At 54.6% G+C, this 15,951-nt stretch carries 13 protein-coding genes; 3 read left to right on the top strand and 10 right to left on the bottom strand.

What is annotated here, in order from left to right; translation table 11 throughout:
• Window positions 1-9 precede the first annotated feature (9 nt).
• From secD to queA, 4 genes are read right to left on the bottom strand one after another with little or no spacing between them, the layout of a single operon-like run.
• On the bottom strand, window positions 10-1,857 hold the full coding sequence (gene secD / locus F3J37_RS12640; protein ID WP_166933700.1) for a protein translocase subunit SecD: 1,848 nt from the start codon (window positions 1,855-1,857) through the stop codon (window positions 10-12).
• Window positions 1,858-1,882: 25 nt separating this feature from the next.
• The gene (gene yajC / locus F3J37_RS12635; protein WP_034831018.1) at window positions 1,883-2,215 is read right to left on the bottom strand and encodes a preprotein translocase subunit YajC; all 333 of its coding nucleotides are present in this window, start codon (window positions 2,213-2,215) and stop codon (window positions 1,883-1,885) included.
• A 25-nt stretch (window positions 2,216-2,240) separates the two neighbouring features.
• On the bottom strand, window positions 2,241-3,365 hold the full coding sequence (tgt, locus tag F3J37_RS12630; RefSeq protein ID WP_038648613.1) for a tRNA guanosine(34) transglycosylase Tgt: 1,125 nt from the start codon (window positions 3,363-3,365) through the stop codon (window positions 2,241-2,243).
• 38 nt (window positions 3,366-3,403) lie between these two features.
• On the bottom strand, window positions 3,404-4,474 hold the full coding sequence (gene queA / locus F3J37_RS12625; protein ID WP_058961447.1) for a tRNA preQ1(34) S-adenosylmethionine ribosyltransferase-isomerase QueA: 1,071 nt from the start codon (window positions 4,472-4,474) through the stop codon (window positions 3,404-3,406).
• A 105-nt stretch (window positions 4,475-4,579) separates the two neighbouring features.
• On the opposite strand from queA, the gene F3J37_RS12620 reads away from it, so the two are divergent.
• From F3J37_RS12620 to F3J37_RS12610, 3 genes are all read left to right on the top strand, one after another.
• The gene (locus F3J37_RS12620) at window positions 4,580-5,161 is read left to right on the top strand and encodes an ACP phosphodiesterase (protein WP_166933698.1); all 582 of its coding nucleotides are present in this window, start codon (window positions 4,580-4,582) and stop codon (window positions 5,159-5,161) included.
• 164 nt (window positions 5,162-5,325) lie between these two features.
• Entirely contained in the window at window positions 5,326-6,135 is an 810-nt protein-coding gene (locus tag F3J37_RS12615) for an inositol monophosphatase family protein (protein WP_097117506.1), read from the top strand.
• Between the two features lie 282 nt (window positions 6,136-6,417).
• Window positions 6,418-8,370 (top strand): acyltransferase family protein, encoded by a 1,953-nt coding sequence (locus tag F3J37_RS12610; protein ID WP_166933697.1) that lies wholly within the window; start codon window positions 6,418-6,420, stop codon window positions 8,368-8,370.
• Between the two features lie 127 nt (window positions 8,371-8,497).
• On the opposite strand, the gene proY is transcribed toward F3J37_RS12610, so the two are convergent.
• The 6 genes from proY to phoB form a co-directional block, all read right to left on the bottom strand.
• Window positions 8,498-9,853 carry a proline-specific permease ProY gene (proY, locus tag F3J37_RS12605; protein ID WP_166933696.1) on the bottom strand — a complete coding sequence of 452 codons (1,356 nt, stop codon included), beginning with the start codon at window positions 9,851-9,853 and terminating at the stop codon, window positions 8,498-8,500.
• Window positions 9,854-9,920: 67 nt separating this feature from the next.
• Window positions 9,921-11,240, bottom strand: a complete 1,320-nt coding sequence (brnQ, locus tag F3J37_RS12600) for a branched-chain amino acid transporter carrier protein BrnQ (RefSeq protein ID WP_097117509.1) — start codon at window positions 11,238-11,240, stop codon at window positions 9,921-9,923.
• Window positions 11,241-11,642: 402 nt separating this feature from the next.
• Window positions 11,643-12,746, bottom strand: a complete 1,104-nt coding sequence (locus tag F3J37_RS12595; RefSeq protein ID WP_058961453.1) for a cobalamin-independent methionine synthase II family protein — start codon at window positions 12,744-12,746, stop codon at window positions 11,643-11,645.
• Between the two features lie 173 nt (window positions 12,747-12,919).
• Complete coding sequence (locus F3J37_RS12590; RefSeq protein WP_045833908.1) at window positions 12,920-13,840, bottom strand: PstS family phosphate ABC transporter substrate-binding protein; 921 nt, start codon at window positions 13,838-13,840, stop codon at window positions 12,920-12,922.
• Window positions 13,841-13,932: 92 nt separating this feature from the next.
• Window positions 13,933-15,243 (bottom strand): phosphate regulon sensor histidine kinase PhoR, encoded by a 1,311-nt coding sequence (gene phoR, locus F3J37_RS12585; protein ID WP_160867947.1) that lies wholly within the window; start codon window positions 15,241-15,243, stop codon window positions 13,933-13,935.
• A 15-nt stretch (window positions 15,244-15,258) separates the two neighbouring features.
• The gene (gene phoB, locus F3J37_RS12580) at window positions 15,259-15,948 is read right to left on the bottom strand and encodes a phosphate response regulator transcription factor PhoB (RefSeq protein WP_034830536.1); all 690 of its coding nucleotides are present in this window, start codon (window positions 15,946-15,948) and stop codon (window positions 15,259-15,261) included.
• Window positions 15,949-15,951 lie beyond the last annotated feature (3 nt).

Here is a 15,951-nt window from a genome sequence, read left to right as displayed (position 1 = left end):
ACGCACTCCTCAGATGGACAGCTTGTTGATGCGTTTGCCGCCGTAAACCAGGTTAACGATGGCACGGGTGCCGACGATAGCGGTGAACATTGAGGTCGCGATACCGATAGCGGTGGTGATCGCAAAGCCTTTAATGGAGCCGGTACCGACCGCATAAAGAATGATAACTTTGATCAGCGTAGTGACGTTGGCGTCGACGATACTGGAGAAGGCGCCTTTGTAGCCTTCGTGAATCGCCTGCTGTACCGAGCGTCCGTTACGCAGTTCTTCTTTAATACGTTCGTTAATCAACACGTTGGCATCGACAGCAACCGCCAGCGTCAACACGATACCGGCAATCCCCGGCATGGTGAGGGTCGCACCCGGCAGCAGTGACATGATGCCGACAATCAGCACCAGGTTGCACAGCAGCGCGCTGGTCGCAATCAAACCAAATTTCTTATAGAACACCACCATAAACAGAATGGACGCGATCAGACCCCACAAGCAGGCTTCGAGACCCTGAGTGATGTTCTGCTGGCCCATCGTTGGACCAATGGTACGCTCTTCCACAATCTGAATTGGCGCGATCAACGCACCGGCACGCAGCAGCAGCGACAGCTGACGGGCTTCGTTCGGGTTGTTGATACCGGTGATGCGGAAGCTGTTACCGAGGCGCGACTGAATGTTCGCCACGTTAATCACTTGTTCCTGTTTCACCAGGATTGCACGACCGTTGGCGTCTTTCTTACCGCTGTCCTTGTACTCCACAAACAGGGTCGCCATCGCTTTACCGATGTTGTCCTTGGTGAAGTTCGACATCATGTTACCGCCCGCGCCATCCAGTGAAATGTTCACCTGCGGCTGGTTGTACTCGTCCATGCTGGACGTCGAATCGGTAATATGGTCACCGGTCAGAATCACACGCTTGTACAGAACCACTGGCTGGCCTTCACGCGTCTCTTTCACTTCCGAATCACCCGGCACACGGCCACTCGCCGCGGCAGTTGGATCAACGGTGGTGTTTACCAGACGGAATTCCAGGGTCGCAGTGGCACCCAGAACCTCTTTGGCACGCGCCGTGTCCTGAATACCCGGCAGTTCCACCACGATGCGGTCAGAACCCTGACGCTGCACCAGTGGCTCGGCAACGCCAAGCTGGTTCACACGGTTACGCAAGATATTGATGTTCTGCTGAACCGCATACTCACGGGCTTCGCTCAGACGCGCATCGGTCATCACCGCACGCAGCGTATCGCTGCCGACGCTGGAGATCACCAGATCGCGATGACGCGGTGACAGGTAGCTGATCGCCGCATCACGGCTGGCACCGTCGCGGAAACGCACTTCTACACCGTAGTTAGCGATTTTATTGACGTTGGTATACGGGATGCTTTTGTCGCGCAGGTCACTGCGCAGGCCATCGGCATTCTGCTCTTGCAGCTTGCCCAGAGCGGTATCCATATCCACTTCCATCAGGAAGTGTACGCCGCCACGCAGATCAAGACCGAGTTTCATCGGCTGTGCAGCCAGCATGGTCAGCCAGCGCGGGGTTGCCGGCGCGAGGTTGAGTGCCACAACATAGTTGTCGCCCAACGCGGTAGTGATGGCATCACGCGCGCGCAGCTGTGCATCCTGATTGTCAAAACGGGCCAGAATGGCGCCATTTTCCAGAGCGAGGGATTTGCTCTGGATATTATCTTGTTTTAATAAAGTCTGGACCTGATCCAACGTCTGTTCACTGGCGGCGCCACCGCGCGCACCAGTGATCTGAACGGCCGGATCCTCTCCATAAAGGTTAGGAAGCGCATAGAGCAGGCCGACGAGAATCACGACGACCAGCATGATGTACTTCCACAAAGGATAACGGTTTAACACGGCAGTTCCCTTCGGGAAGAAAAAATTACAGCGCCTTCATAGTACCTTTCGGCAGAACGGCGGCCACGAAATCACGTTTTACAACTACTTCAGTGGTGTCGTTCAGGGCGATAGAAACGTAGCCGTTGTCAGCCACTTTGGTCACACGACCTACCAGGCCACCGCTGGTCAACACTTCATCACCTTTAGAGATGGAATCCATCAGCTTCTTGTGATCTTTAGAACGTTTCTGCTGCGGGCGCAGAATCATGAAATAGAAGATCAGACCAAACACCACCAGCATGATCACCAGAGAATAAGGACTTCCCTGAGACGGAGCGCCTGCTGCGGCAACGGCGTCAGAAATGAAAAAGCTCATTAAATTTCCCTCATTGATAGAATTATCAGACGTTTAACGGTGGAACCGCTTTACCCGTCCGTTGGTAGAACTCGCTAACAAAGTGCTCTAATTTACCCTCTTCGATGGCCTTACGTAAACCCGCCATCAGACGCTGGTAATAGCGCAGATTGTGAATCGTATTCAGACGTGCGCCCAGTATTTCGTTACAACGATCAAGATGATACAAGTAGGCGCGGCTATAATTGCGACAGGTGTAACAATCACACTCCGCATCCAGCGTTGCCGTGTCATCTTTATACCTGGCGTTACGGATTTTCACCACGCCATCGGTCACAAACAGGTGACCATTACGCGCATTACGCGTTGGCATGACGCAGTCAAACATATCGATACCGCGGCGAACGCCTTCCACCAGATCTTCTGGCTTGCCGACGCCCATCAAATAACGCGGTTTATCTTGCGGAATTTGCGGACAGACGTGTTCCAGGATACGGTGCATGTCCTCTTTAGGTTCACCCACCGCCAGGCCGCCCACAGCGTACCCATCAAAGCCGATATCTACCAGACCTTTAACCGAGACATCTCGTAAATCTTCGTAAACACCGCCCTGAATAATGCCGAACAGCGCATTTTTATTCCCGAGTGAATCAAAGCGATCGCGGCTACGCTGCGCCCAACGCAGTGACATCTCCATCGAACGTTTGGCGTAATCCCAGTCTGCTGGATACGGCGTACACTCGTCGAAAATCATCACCACGTCTGAACCGAGGTCGTACTGAATTTCCATCGATTTTTCCGGATCGAGGAAAATCGGGTCGCCGTTGATCGGGTTACGGAAATGCACGCCCGCTTCGGTGATCTTACGAATGTCACCGAGGCTGAACACCTGGAAGCCGCCGGAGTCAGTGAGGATCGGTCCCTGCCAGTTCATGAAATCGTGCAGGTCACCGTGCAGTTTCATGATCTCCTGGCCCGGGCGCAGCCACAGGTGGAAGGTATTACCGAGCAGGATCTGCGCACCGGTGTCTTTCACTTCTTCCGGCGTCATGCCCTTCACGGTGCCGTAGGTGCCCACAGGCATGAATGCCGGGGTTTCCACCACACCACGATCGAACACCAAACGGCCACGGCGCGCGCGCCCGTCGGTGGTATCTAATTCAAATTTCACATTGACCTCATTAGATAATCAGAGAAACAGTCTGATTATTAAGCTCCAACCACTTCGTCAGGAGCCTGTGGATTACGGGTGATGTACATGGCATCCCCGTAGCTAAAGAAACGGTACTGCTCTGCCACCGCGCTTTGGTAAGCCGCCATGGTATTTTTGTAACCGGCAAATGCTGACACCAGCATAATCAGCGTCGATTCCGGCAGATGGAAGTTGGTGATCAGCGCATCAATCACCTGATAGTGATAGCCCGGATAGATGAAGATCTGCGTGTCGTCGAAGAAGGGTGCAATCAGCGCATCCTGAGCCGCCTGCGCCGCGCTCTCCAGAGAACGCACGGAGGTGGTGCCCACCGCGACCACTTTGTTGCCACGCGCTTTACACGCCAGCACCGCATCCACCACATCCTGCGGCACTTCGGCATACTCAGAGTGCATGATGTGGTCATTGATGTTCTCGACGCGCACCGGCTGGAAGGTACCTGCGCCAACGTGCAGCGTGACAAATGCCATTTCGATGCCTTTCGCGCGAAGCGCGTCCAGCAACGGTTCATCAAAATGCAAACCGGCGGTCGGTGCGGCTACCGCACCCGGACGCGCACTGTAAACGGTTTGATAAAGTTCGCGATCCGCTTCTTCGTCCGGACGATCAATATACGGCGGCAACGGCATATGGCCGACGCTGTTAAGGATATCCAGCACTGCGCGGTCATCCGCAAATTCGATTTCAAACAGCGTATCGTGGCGCGCGACCATGGTGGCTTTGACGCTTTCGTCATCGCCCAGCAGCAGCTCTGCACCCGGCTTCGGCGCTTTTGAGGCACGCACGTGCGCCAGCACGCGTTTGTCATCCAGCATGCGCTCTACCAGCATCTCGATTTTGCCGCCACTGGCTTTTCGGCCGAAGACACGCGCCGGAATAACGCGGGTATTGTTAAACACCAGCAGGTCGCCCGGATTGAGTTTATCCAGTACGTCGGTAAACACTTCATGGCTTAACGCCCCACTTGGGCCATCCAGCGCCAGCAAGCGGCAACCGCTGCGCTGCGCCTGCGGATAGTGGGCGATCAAAGATTCTGGCAACTCAAAAGCAAAATCGGCTACACGCATGCATCACTTCTTTCAGGACTCAAAAAACAGGCGGCATAGTTTAGCGGAAAAGCGGCAAATTCTGAACAACTGGCTGCATATCTGTGATTCTGCCTATAATGCGCCATGAACTTTCTCGCTCACCTTCACCTCGCACAGCTGGCAGACAGCTCACTGCTGGGCAATCTGATGGCCGACTTCGTGCGCGGCAATGTGCAATCGCAATGGCCGGAACCGGTTGTGGCGGGCATCGCTATGCATCGCCGACTGGATGTTTTGACGGATAACCTGCCGGAAGTGCGTGAAGCGCGGCAATTCTTTCGCGCTGAAACTCGTCGCGTTGCGCCCATCACGTTGGATGTCATCTGGGATCACTTCCTCGCGCTGCACTGGGACCAGCTGCACCCTTCCCAATCGCTGGTCGCGTTCACGGCGGCAGCCGAGCGTGAAATCATGCCGCAACTGCCCGGCACGCCAGAAGGATTCATCGAACTCAATTCGGTGATGTGGTGCGAGCGCTGGTTTGAGCACTATGCCGAACCAACGCGGCTGGCCCGCGTATTGAGCGGTATGGCACACCGCCGTCCGCGTCTGGCGGCGCTGCGCGACTCCTATCAGGATTTCGTCGATCATTATCAGCAACTTGAACCGCTGTTCTTCCAGTTTTATCCGCGCCTGATGGAAGCCGCACGTCAGCAGCAACTCTAATCCGCCTTTTTTTCACAATCCCAGCATTTACGCCTCTTGCCAGCCGCAGTCATCTGCGGCTTAATGAAACCTTTCTTAACTTTTGTTAAGTAGGTCACACCGCCAGGTCGCCTGTTTCGGCGTTTTTTGTCACTTCGTTTGCCAGAAAATGATAAGAGGGAAAGATGTCATCAGCTACGCTAACCGAACTTGACGCGCGTTATCACTTTGCCTGTGATGTCGCCAAAACCGCAGCCAGCCGCGCTTTATCCTGGTATCAGCAGCGTCATCAACTGGTGATTGAGCATAAAAAGGATTTACAGGATGTGGTCAGCGAAGCCGATCGCAACGTGGAAGAATTGGTCAAGCACCTGATTTACGAACGCTTTCCCGATGATGCTGTGCTGGGTGAAGAGAGCGGTGGTGAAACTACCGGTGCGCGCTTTGTCTGGGTGATTGACCCGATTGATGGCACCAGTAACTTCCTGAATGGATTACATAACTGGTGCGTGTCACTGGCGATTGTCTGTGAAAATGAGCCGGTAATTGGCGTGGTCTGCGATCCCAACCATCATGAGACCTTCCATGCCTGTCGCGGTAAAGGTGCCTGGGTCAATGAAAAGCGCATTCAGGCGCACAGCGCTCAGCATCTCAATCAGGGCGTGCTCGGCATCAGCAGTTCGAACAGTCAGCCGGTAGAGCCGCTGACAGCCTTTATTGGTGGCTTGCTGTCACAGGGCGGGATGTTCATCCGTAATGGCTCTGGCGCATTAATGAGTGCCTGGGCCGCCGCTGGTCGTTTAATTGGTTATTACGAAGCGCATATGAATCCGTGGGACGGTTTACCCGGTATTGTATTGATGCGTGAGGCCGGCGGCATAACCAATGATTACCTTGGTCACAACGGTCTGCAGCAGGGCAATCCTGTGCTGCTCGCCAATAGCGTTATCTACCCTCAGCTCAAAGCACTGTTACCCGCGCATATCAGCCTGTAGCCGATTCACCACATCATGAAAGATAAGCCTGAAGGATAATCCGGGCTTATCTTTTCGCTATTTATGCTTCAGCGGTGTAAATACAAACACCACCTTAATCTGCGATTATTCTAATTTTCTTCCGCCCTGATATTTAGCGGCTAAAAGCGCGTATTCTGTCAGCGTCAATCATCCCTTGTAATACCCATTTTTCTCCTTTGTAACTTTTTTCGGCGACAGGATGCGCCGATTTATTTTTTCTGGAACGCATAACCATTCTTATCCTAACTTCTGGGTTAAATTATGACTGCGAATGCCTCTCACCGTTATCGGGCGGATATTGACGGCCTGCGCGCCGTCGCCATCATTCTGGTGGTACTCTTTCACTCCGGCGTCACCTCGCTGCAGGGTGGCTTTATTGGTGTCGACCTCTTCTTTGTTATTTCCGGCTTTCTGATCGGCGGTATTATCAGCAAGGAAATATCCGAGGGTCGCTTCTCATTTTATCAATTCTATTTACGCCGCATTAAACGTATCGCTCCCGCGTTATTTTTCATGATGACGATATTGCTGCTACTGGGCTTCATCCTGCTCTCACCGCTAGAGTTCAGCCAGCTGGCCAAATACAGCCTGGCGGTATTTATCGCCGTACCTAATATGCTGCTACTCAAGAGCGGTGACTATTTCAGTACCGATTCCGATTTAAATCCCCTGCTCATGACCTGGTCATTGGGAATAGAAGAACAGTTCTATATTGTGCTGCCATTCATTCTGCTTTTGGCCGTACGACTCAAACGTTCGATGCGCTCTGTGGTACTGATACTGAGTGTGATCTCTTTGGTGGCCTGTATCGGGATCACACCGTTTGCCACCACCCATGCCTTTTATCTGTTGCCAACCCGCGCCTGGGAACTCGGTGCCGGTGTGCTGCTGGCGCTGTGGAAACCACACCCCCTCACCGGCCGAGCGGCCAGCCTGCTCAATCTGCTGGGCTGGGTGATGATCATCGCCGCCAGCCTGTTGCTTAGTAGCCATAGCCAATTTCCGGGCTGGTTGGCGATCATTCCCGTACTGGCGGGTTGCCTGATGATCGGTGCGCGCAGCGAGCTTAACCAGTTACTGTTAGAAAATCCGCTGATGCGCTTTATCGGCAAGATCTCTTATTCCTGGTACCTGTGGCACTGGCCGCTGCTAAGTCTGGCGCGCATCTGTAGCGATCACCCCCTTACCGTCTGGCAAGGTTTGATGATTTGCGGCGCAGTGCTGGGTCTGGCCTGGTTTTCGTGGCGCTTTGTCGAGCAACCCTTCCGCCAGACGCGCATGGGCACGCGTTGGGTGATCCCCGGCTACTGTGCCTCATCCCTGATTGCGGCGGGTGCGATGCTGCTGTTGTGGCAAACCGGGGGCATGAAATCGCGGGTTAGTGAACTCGTCGTGAATGCGGACAGCTGGAAAATTTCGGCGCAGCGTAATCCGTGCTTGCTTGATTACGGGGCAAACCTGCCCTCCGGGCATGAGGAGTGTCATCCAAACACCGATCGCCCCGGTATCGCCTTAATTGGCGACAGTCACGCTGCCGCACTGCGTGCTTCGGTGTCGGGCTATGCACAACGTCAGCATAAACCGCTGTATCAACTCACCAAAGCCTCCTGTCCGTTCCTGATTGGTGCCACACGCGTGGTGAGCCAAATGCCACATCATGCGCAACAATGCATCACCTTTAATCAGGAAGTGCTGAAGATGGTGCTGAGCGACAAGGTGGACGAAGTGGTAATCAGCGCCTATTGGGCATCGGGTATGAGCCTGTTGCCAGGTGCCGGTTTCCGCGAAACCGATCATCCTGAAAAGAGTAATCTTGAGGCGCTGCAAGCGGGTATGGATCGCGTGGTGGCTCAGCTGACTAAGGCGGGCAAAAAGGTCACGGTAATAGAGGATGCGCCTTCAGTGGACGTTGACCCGCTGCGCTACAGCAATAACCGTAACATTCCGATTCGTCGCGAACTGAGCGCCTGGCTGAGCAAGTGGGAAGCTCCGCCGCTGCTCTCTGAGCGCACCAGATTGTTCCAGTTCCCGGAAGAGGCCGTGGAGAAATTATTGCAGCGCTATAAGCAACAAGGCGTACGCGTGTTATCGCTGCGAGAGAATCTGTGTAATGAGCAGGGTTGTTTGATCACCAGCGGAGGATTGCCGCTCTATTATGATGACAATCACCTGAGCCCGGCGGGCGGAGAGATTGCGTTGGGTAGCAACTGGTAGTCGTGCTTCGTCCTGCGCTTTTCATCATACTTAAAAGCTCAGGGCGGGAATCTCTCCCGCCCTGAACACAACCTATCCTTCCACGCTTAACGGGCAAACATTCCACCCGTGATGCGCATCAGAATGATCAGGCTTTCCGCTTTTTCGCCAGCGGCCAGGCCAGCAACAGCAGCACAATCCACGCGAAGCCAACATACAGCGACACGCGCGTGTCAGGGAAATAACCGATCAAGGCAATGATAAACATCAGGAAAGCCACGCCAAACCAGGCAGTTTTGCTGCCACCAGGCAAGGCGAATTGCAATTTACCCGCCTGCTCTTTGCCAATTTTGCGGCGAAACGCGATTTGCGACAGCAGAATCATGATCCACACCCACACCGTGGCGAAGGTCGCCAGCGAGGCGATCACCAGGAACACTTTTTCCGGCATCAGGTAGTTGAGATACACGGCGATAAGCATCGCCACCATCATCACCAGCACAGTGACCCACGGAATTCCGCGATCCGAGACCTTCTGGAACATCTTCGGCGCATGGCCCTGCTGCGCCATGCCGTGCAACATACGCCCGACGCCAAACACATCGCTGTTGATCGCCGACAGTGACGCCGTCAATACCACAAAGTTAAGAATCGATGCCGCCGCTGCAATGCCCAGATGCTGGAAAGTCAGCACAAAAGGACTGCCGGAGGTGCCAACCTGGTTCCACGGATAGATCGACATGATGACAAACAGCGTGCCGACATAGAACACCAGAATGCGCAGCGGAACCGAGTTGATGGCGCGCGGAATCGACTTCTCAGGCTCTTCCGCTTCACCGGCGGTGATACCGATAATTTCAATGCCGCCATAGGCAAACATCACCATTTGCAGTGACAGCAGCATGCCGACAATGCCGTGAGCGAAGAAGCCGCCGTTGGTCCACAGGTTATGGATACCCGTAGGCTGACCGCCGTTGCCGATGCCCCAGAAAATCATGCCAAAACCGGCGATGATCATGATGATAATGGTGGCGACTTTGAAGAAGGAGAACCAGAACTCGACTTCACCAAACACCTTCACGCTCATCAGGTTAATGGCACCGATAATCAGCACCACCGACAGCACCCAAATCCAGTGCGGTACTTCCGGGAACCACACGCCCATGTAGATACCAAAAGCCGTCACGTCGGCAATCGCCACAATCAGGATTTCAAAACAGTAGGTCCAGCCGGTGATGTAACCTGCTAACGGCCCCAGATAGTCCTGCGCGTAGCGCGAAAACGAGCTGGCCTGCGGGTTATTCACTGACATCTCACCCAAGGCACGCATGATGATGTACGCCACCGCACCGCCGATGATGTACGCCAGCAGCACGCTGGGGCCTGCCATTTTGATCGCATCCGCCGAGCCGTAAAACAGCCCGGTACCGATTGCCGATCCCAGCGCCATAAAACGGATGTGGCGCGTGCTCAGTCCGCGTTTGAGCTTGTTGGTTTCTTGCATAACATCAATACCTTGTAAATGAAAAAACCACGGGCAAGCCCGTGGTTGAAATTAACAGCAATGTCGATTACGAGTGGGCAGCGACCTGTTCGCGTCCTTTTGCCCGATCGACCACCGCGGCAATCACCAGCATCACCAGCGATGGCGGCAACCAGGAGAGTCCCTGATCGGCCAGTGGCAGATGCTGGCTAAACAGCGGCAGCACATCTTTAAAATTGGTGGTTTTGATGGCATCAACGATGCCAAACAGCAGACTCACCAGCATGGTTGGCGCGATAATACGCGTGCTCTTATTCCACCATTTCAGGGTGAAGCTCAGCACCACCAGCACGATGCACGGTGGATAAATCGCCGTCAGCACCGGAATGGAGATCTGAATCAGGTGGCTCAGGCCGAGATTCGACACCACCATGGAGAACAGACCCAGAATAAACACCAGCGTCTTATACGACAACGGCAGGTATTGCGCAAAGAATTCCGCACAGGCGCAGGTCAGGCCAACCGCCGTCACCATGCAGGCCACGAAGATCAGTGCTGCCAGGAAGAAGCTGCCCATGCCGCCAAAGGTCTGCTGCACATACGCATGCAGAATCGCTGCACCATTGGCATTCTGATCAACCAGGCCAGCACTGCCAGAACCGAGTTTGAACAGGCTCAGGTAAACCAGCGTCAAGCCAACACCGGCAATCACGCCCGCCAGCATGGTGTAACGGGTCAGCAGTTTCGCATCTTCAACGCCGCGAGAACGTGCCGCATTGACGATAACAATACCAAACACCAGCGCACCCAGCGTATCCATCGTCAGATAGCCGTTAACGAAGCCGCTGGAGAAGGCCGCACGCTGGTAATCAGCCGTAGCAGGCGCGATACCACCGGCCGGCCACAGCAGTGCTGCCAGACCGAGAATGGTCAGCGCCACGATTTTCAGCGGAGCGAGGAAGTGGCCGACAGTGTCCAGCAATTTGCCAGGATACAGGGAAATGCCAATCACCAGCGCAAAATAAATCAGGCTGTAGATAAACAGCGGCAGCGCGCCATCACCGGTCAGCGGAGCAATCCCCACTTCAAACGACACGGTCGCCGTACGCGGCGTGGCGAACAGTGGGCCCACTGCCAGATAGCAAACCGTTGCCAGCAGCAGACCTGCGGCTTTACCAATTGGCGAGCTGAGGGCATCAATGCCGCCGCCCACGCGCGCCAGGGCGATAACGGTCATCACCGGCAAGCCAACGGCCGTAATCAGAAAGCCGAAAGCGGCAACCCAGACGTGTTCGCCAGACTGAATCCCCACCATCGGTGGAAAGATAATGTTTCCTGCGCCTACGAACAGGGCAAACGTCATGAAGCCCAGCGCCAGGATATCCTTGGAGGTTAAACGATGTGTCATAAACTTCTGTACTGCCTGTAGCTGATGTTGCGGTGGAAGTTGAGTGCGTGTTGTCCTCTGCATGCACAAAAACAAAGGCTTATCTGATGAGTTCAGAGCGTTATGCGGGCCTAATCGTTAAAGCGCAGGTGATTTAATCTACTTTTCTTCTGTTCGCAGAGGGATAAATCGACAACGGCGCAAATTAAAACGTTTATAGCGAAGAAAGGCAATACGGGATCGGAAAACCAGAAGGATATAACAATAAAGTGACACAAAGCAGTGTATCAGCGGGGAATAGCGTGAAAACACCTCAGATGATTTGCTTAAAGTTTCCGCATCACGGGAGATCTCCTCGCAAAACCGGGCTCTTAAATGCACAAAAGGCGCGATTTACGCGCCTGTTTGCACAAGTTTACAGCATCACCACACCTGATTGGCGATATCGACCACCAGACGAATCTTCTGCCACTGCTGCGCTTCCGTCAGGCTGTTGCCCTCTTCTGTCGAGGCAAAGCCACATTGTGGGCTGAGGCAAATCTGGTTCAGGCTCACAAACTGAGAAGCTTCCTGCAGGCGCGCTTTCACCTGCTCCGGATCTTCCAGTTCACCGTTCTTAGTCGTGATCAGACCCAATACCACTTGCTGATGGCCGGGTTTGATAAAGCGCAGCGGCTCAAAACCACCGGAACGCTCGTTGTCATATTCGAGGAAGTAAGCATCGATATTCACCTGACCAAACAGAATCTCGGCCACCGGCTCATAGCCGCCTTCGGAAATCCAGGTTGAGCGGAAGTTGCCGCGGCACACATGCAGACCAATGGTCAGGTCAGCCGGTTTATCTTCCAGCGCTTTGTTCAGCACCTCAGCGTAAATACGCGCCAGTTCCTGCGGATCTTCACCGCGCTCACGGATCTGCTGCTGCTGATCCGAAGAGCACAGGTAAGCCCAAACAGTGTCATCCAGCTGCAGAAAACGGCAGCCCGCCGCGTAGAAAGCCGCGATCGCATCTTTGTATGTCTGCGCCAGGTCAGCAAAGTACTCTTTCAGATCGGGATAGACGGTGGCATCGATCACTTTACGGCCACCACGGAAGTGCAGCACGCTTGGGCTTGGGATGGTCATTTTCGCCACGGCGTCGCCCGCAATGCTTTTCAGGAAGCGGAAGTGATCCAGCATCGGGTGATGTGGATTAAAGGCCACCTTGCCGGTAACTTTCACGCCGTGCGCTTTGGTTTGCACGCCGTTGAACTGGATGCCCTGCTCCGCTTCAAATAGCTCAACGCCTTGCAGATCGCCAAAGAAGTCAAAGTGCCACCAGGCGCGACGGAACTCGCCGTCGGTGACCACTTGCAGGCCGTTAGCGCGTTGCTGCTCGACCACATGGCGGATTTCTTTATCTTCTACCTGACGCAGCTGCTCAGCCGTGATCTCGCCATTGGCAAACTGCACGCGCGCTTGCTTGATCGCCGCAGGACGCAGAAAACTGCCGACGGTATCGGCACGGAACGGTTGTTGTTGTGGCATGTTCACTCCTGGCTAAACGCATAATTGCGTCAGGGTATAATTTCATCTGGTTATTTATAGCCATCTGGATGGCTATATGTCCAGAAAGAGTGACATGCTGAAACAAATTGGGCAATGGAAGAAAATTCAGGTGACATGAATAAAATTCATGATCGGATGTTCGTTCTTCCATTTTACTCAATGGCGGCACGTGCCTGGGCCATCTGGCTTTCGGAAAGTGGCAAATAACCGGCTTCAGTTACCCGGCGCTGCCCTTCAGGTGATAACACCTGATGCAGGAACGCATTCACCAGCGGCGGCAGCGGTTTGCCCGGCGCTTTATTGACGTAAATATAGAGCGGACGCGACCACGGATAGCGGCCGCTGCGAATGGTTTCGGCGTCCGGCATCACGCTATCGCCGCTGGCAGTGACGATGGGCACCATCTTCACGCCGCTTAAGTGAAAACCAAAACTGGCATAACCAATGCTGTTGGGTGTTGCCGCGACGGCCTGCACCACCGCCGCCGAGCCGGGAAACTCCGCGACGTCCGAGCGGAAATCCCCTTTACACAGCGCCTGCTGTTTGAAGAAGCCCCAGGTACCTGATGCCGAATTACGGCCAAAACGCTGAATGCTGCGTCGCGCCCAATCTCCCTGGTTGAGGCCAAGATCGCCCCAGTGCTGCGGCACCGAGTGTGCACCACACAGACGAGTGACAGAGAAAAGGGCATCGAGTTGCGGTTGATCGATACGCGTTAGCGGGTTGTCCTGATTGACCACCACCACCAGCGCATCCATCGCCACCGGCACCGCCAGCGGGGGATAGCCGTAGCGCGTGGTAAACAGTTGGCGTTCATCAATTTGCATCGGGCGGCTCATCGCCCCGAGCTGGGCAGCGCCTGCCGCCAGCGCGGTGGGTGCGGTTGAGGATCCAGCCGCCTGTACCTGAACGTTAACGCCCGGTGACTGGCGGCTGAAATCCTCGCCCCATAAGGTCATCAGATAGCCGAGGGTGTCGGAACCGACGCTGCTCAAATTGCCGGTGAGCATGGTTTGTTGGCTTTGTGCCAGCGTAGAGCACAGCAGCAACGTGAACAGCAACAGCGATCTCATCAGGTCTTCCGCAAATCAGGTCAGGAACATTGAACTGCACATTCTGTCGCGCCGCGATTCATCACGCAATCAATTGCGCCACTTCATCGTGCTTAACTGACCTTACTGTGCACGCTCTTCGCCACAATCAAACGTGGCGGCAGCACGAAACTAAAACAGGTTTCCTGATGCGGAATACTGGTGATTTCCAGCCGTGCATTATGGTGGCTCAATGCATGCTTAACGATCGCCAACCCTAAGCCACTGCCCCCGGTGGCGCGCGATCGGGCTTTATCCACCCGATAGAAACGCTCGGTGAGGCGCGGCAAATGCTCCTCGCTGATCCCCGGTCCGTTATCGCACACTTTGAACTCCGCGCCCTCTTTGTTACGCAGCCAGCTAATATCGAGGCGCGTCCCTTCCGGCGTGTGATTCACCGCGTTGTACACCAGATTGGAAATGGCGCTGCGCAGCTGTTCATCATTACCGAAGACTTTGAGGTGCGGATCGGTGCGGAAATGAATGCTGTGCCGACCCTGGCTCAGCGTTTCCGCCTCGCGCTGCAACAGTTGCAGCATGCCCGGAACATCCACCGTCTCTTTGAGATCGATAGCCGGTGCGGCCTCGATACGTGACAAAGTCAGCAGCTGTTTCACCAGGCTATCCATGCGGCGCGTTTGCTCCTGCATGGTATGCAACGCCTTGCCGCGCGTGCGCTCGTTCATCGTCGCATCGTCCATCATCTCCAGATAGCCCTGCAGCACCGTTAACGGCGTACGCAGTTCATGACTGACGTTGGCAAAGAAGTTACGCCGCGCCCCTTCCAGCTGGTGCATTTGGGTGACATCGCGCGCCACCATCAACCACTGCCCTTCGCTATAGGGCATCACACGGAATTCCATATGATGTTGATTGTTCAGCACCAGCGTCAGCGGCTTGTCAAAATCGCGTTGGCGAATATAGCGGGAAAACTCAGGATAGCGCAGCAAGTTGAGGATGTTCTGGCCATTATCTTCCGGCCAGCGCAGCCCGAGATGCTGTTGTGCCAGCCCGTTGCACCAGAAAATGGTGCCCTCTTCGGTGGTCAGGATCACTGCATCCGGCAGGGATTCCGCGCCGCTACGAAAGCGCTTAATCAGGTTACCCAGCTCGCGACGTCGACGGCGATTACGCAGTTGCATCTGGTACAAGCCGTAGAACAAGGGCTCCCAGCTACCGCGACCGGCGGGCGGCGTCATGGAACGATCGACCCACAGCCAGTGCGACAGACGCATCAGATTTCTAAAGTGCCAAAACATCACACCCGACACCGCGATCAGCAGTAGCCAGGGCAGATAACCGAACAACAGACCAAGCACCAGCGCGGGCAAACAGACCAGCGCCAGCTCAGTCAATAATCTCTTCCAGGAGAGTCGTTCCAGCACGGTAAAAGACTCCGTTTAGTAGCGGGCAGAGAAACGATACCCTGTTCCGCGTACGGTTTGAACCATGCGATCGTGGCCAGATACTTCCAGTGCTTTACGTAAACGACGGATATGCACATCAACGGTACGATCTTCCACGTAGACGTTGGTGCCCCATACATGGTTCAGCAGCTGTTCGCGGCTGTAAACACGCTCCGGGTGCGTCATAAAGAAGTGCAGTAATTTATATTCGGTGGGCCCCATTTCCAGCGGGGTACTTTCCGACATCACGCGATGTGAGGAAGGATCCAGGCTCAGGCCCTGCATCTCAATCACCTCTTCCACCGCCATCGGTGAAATACGGCGCATCACCGCTTTGATACGTGCCATCAGCTCTTTCGGTGAGAAAGGCTTAGTGATGTAGTCATCGGCGCCGACTTCCAGACCGCGTACGCGATCCTCTTCTTCACCGCGTGCCGTCAGCATCATCACCGGGATGTCGCGCGTCATGGCTTCACGTTTCAAATGTTTAATAAACTGAATACCGCTGCCGCCAGGCAACATCCAATCCAGCAGAATTAAATCAGGCCAGGGTTCGATCAGCTTACCAATCGCGCTGTCATAGTCTTCTGCCTCAATAGGCTGGTAATCATTCTGTTCCAGCACGAAACATAACATTTCACGGATGGGAGCTTCGTCTTCCACAACCAAAATGCGCTTAGCCATTAT

This window comes from Candidatus Pantoea communis (assembly GCF_011752685.1).
GTDB lineage: Bacteria > Pseudomonadota > Gammaproteobacteria > Enterobacterales > Enterobacteriaceae > Pantoea > Pantoea communis.
The sequence above is the reverse complement of the archived record's forward strand: the minus strand, read 5'-3'. Positions and strand labels throughout refer to the sequence as shown.

What these genes read in the sequence shown, in the direction of transcription:
- proY (WP_166933696.1), bottom strand. Translation starts at nt 9,853, where the DNA reads ATGCAAGAAACCAACAAGCTCAAACGCGGACTGAGCACGCGCCACATC.
- F3J37_RS12615 (WP_097117506.1), top strand. Translation starts at nt 5,326, where the DNA reads ATGTCATCAGCTACGCTAACCGAACTTGACGCGCGTTATCACTTTGCC.
- phoB (WP_034830536.1), bottom strand. Translation starts at nt 15,948, where the DNA reads ATGGCTAAGCGCATTTTGGTTGTGGAAGACGAAGCTCCCATCCGTGAA.
- queA (WP_058961447.1), bottom strand. Translation starts at nt 4,474, where the DNA reads ATGCGTGTAGCCGATTTTGCTTTTGAGTTGCCAGAATCTTTGATCGCC.
- F3J37_RS12620 (WP_166933698.1), top strand. Translation starts at nt 4,580, where the DNA reads ATGAACTTTCTCGCTCACCTTCACCTCGCACAGCTGGCAGACAGCTCA.
- F3J37_RS12590 (WP_045833908.1), bottom strand. Translation starts at nt 13,840, where the DNA reads ATGAGATCGCTGTTGCTGTTCACGTTGCTGCTGTGCTCTACGCTGGCA.
- F3J37_RS12595 (WP_058961453.1), bottom strand. Translation starts at nt 12,746, where the DNA reads ATGCCACAACAACAACCGTTCCGTGCCGATACCGTCGGCAGTTTTCTG.
- brnQ (WP_097117509.1), bottom strand. Translation starts at nt 11,240, where the DNA reads ATGACACATCGTTTAACCTCCAAGGATATCCTGGCGCTGGGCTTCATG.
- yajC (WP_034831018.1), bottom strand. Translation starts at nt 2,215, where the DNA reads ATGAGCTTTTTCATTTCTGACGCCGTTGCCGCAGCAGGCGCTCCGTCT.
- F3J37_RS12610 (WP_166933697.1), top strand. Translation starts at nt 6,418, where the DNA reads ATGACTGCGAATGCCTCTCACCGTTATCGGGCGGATATTGACGGCCTG.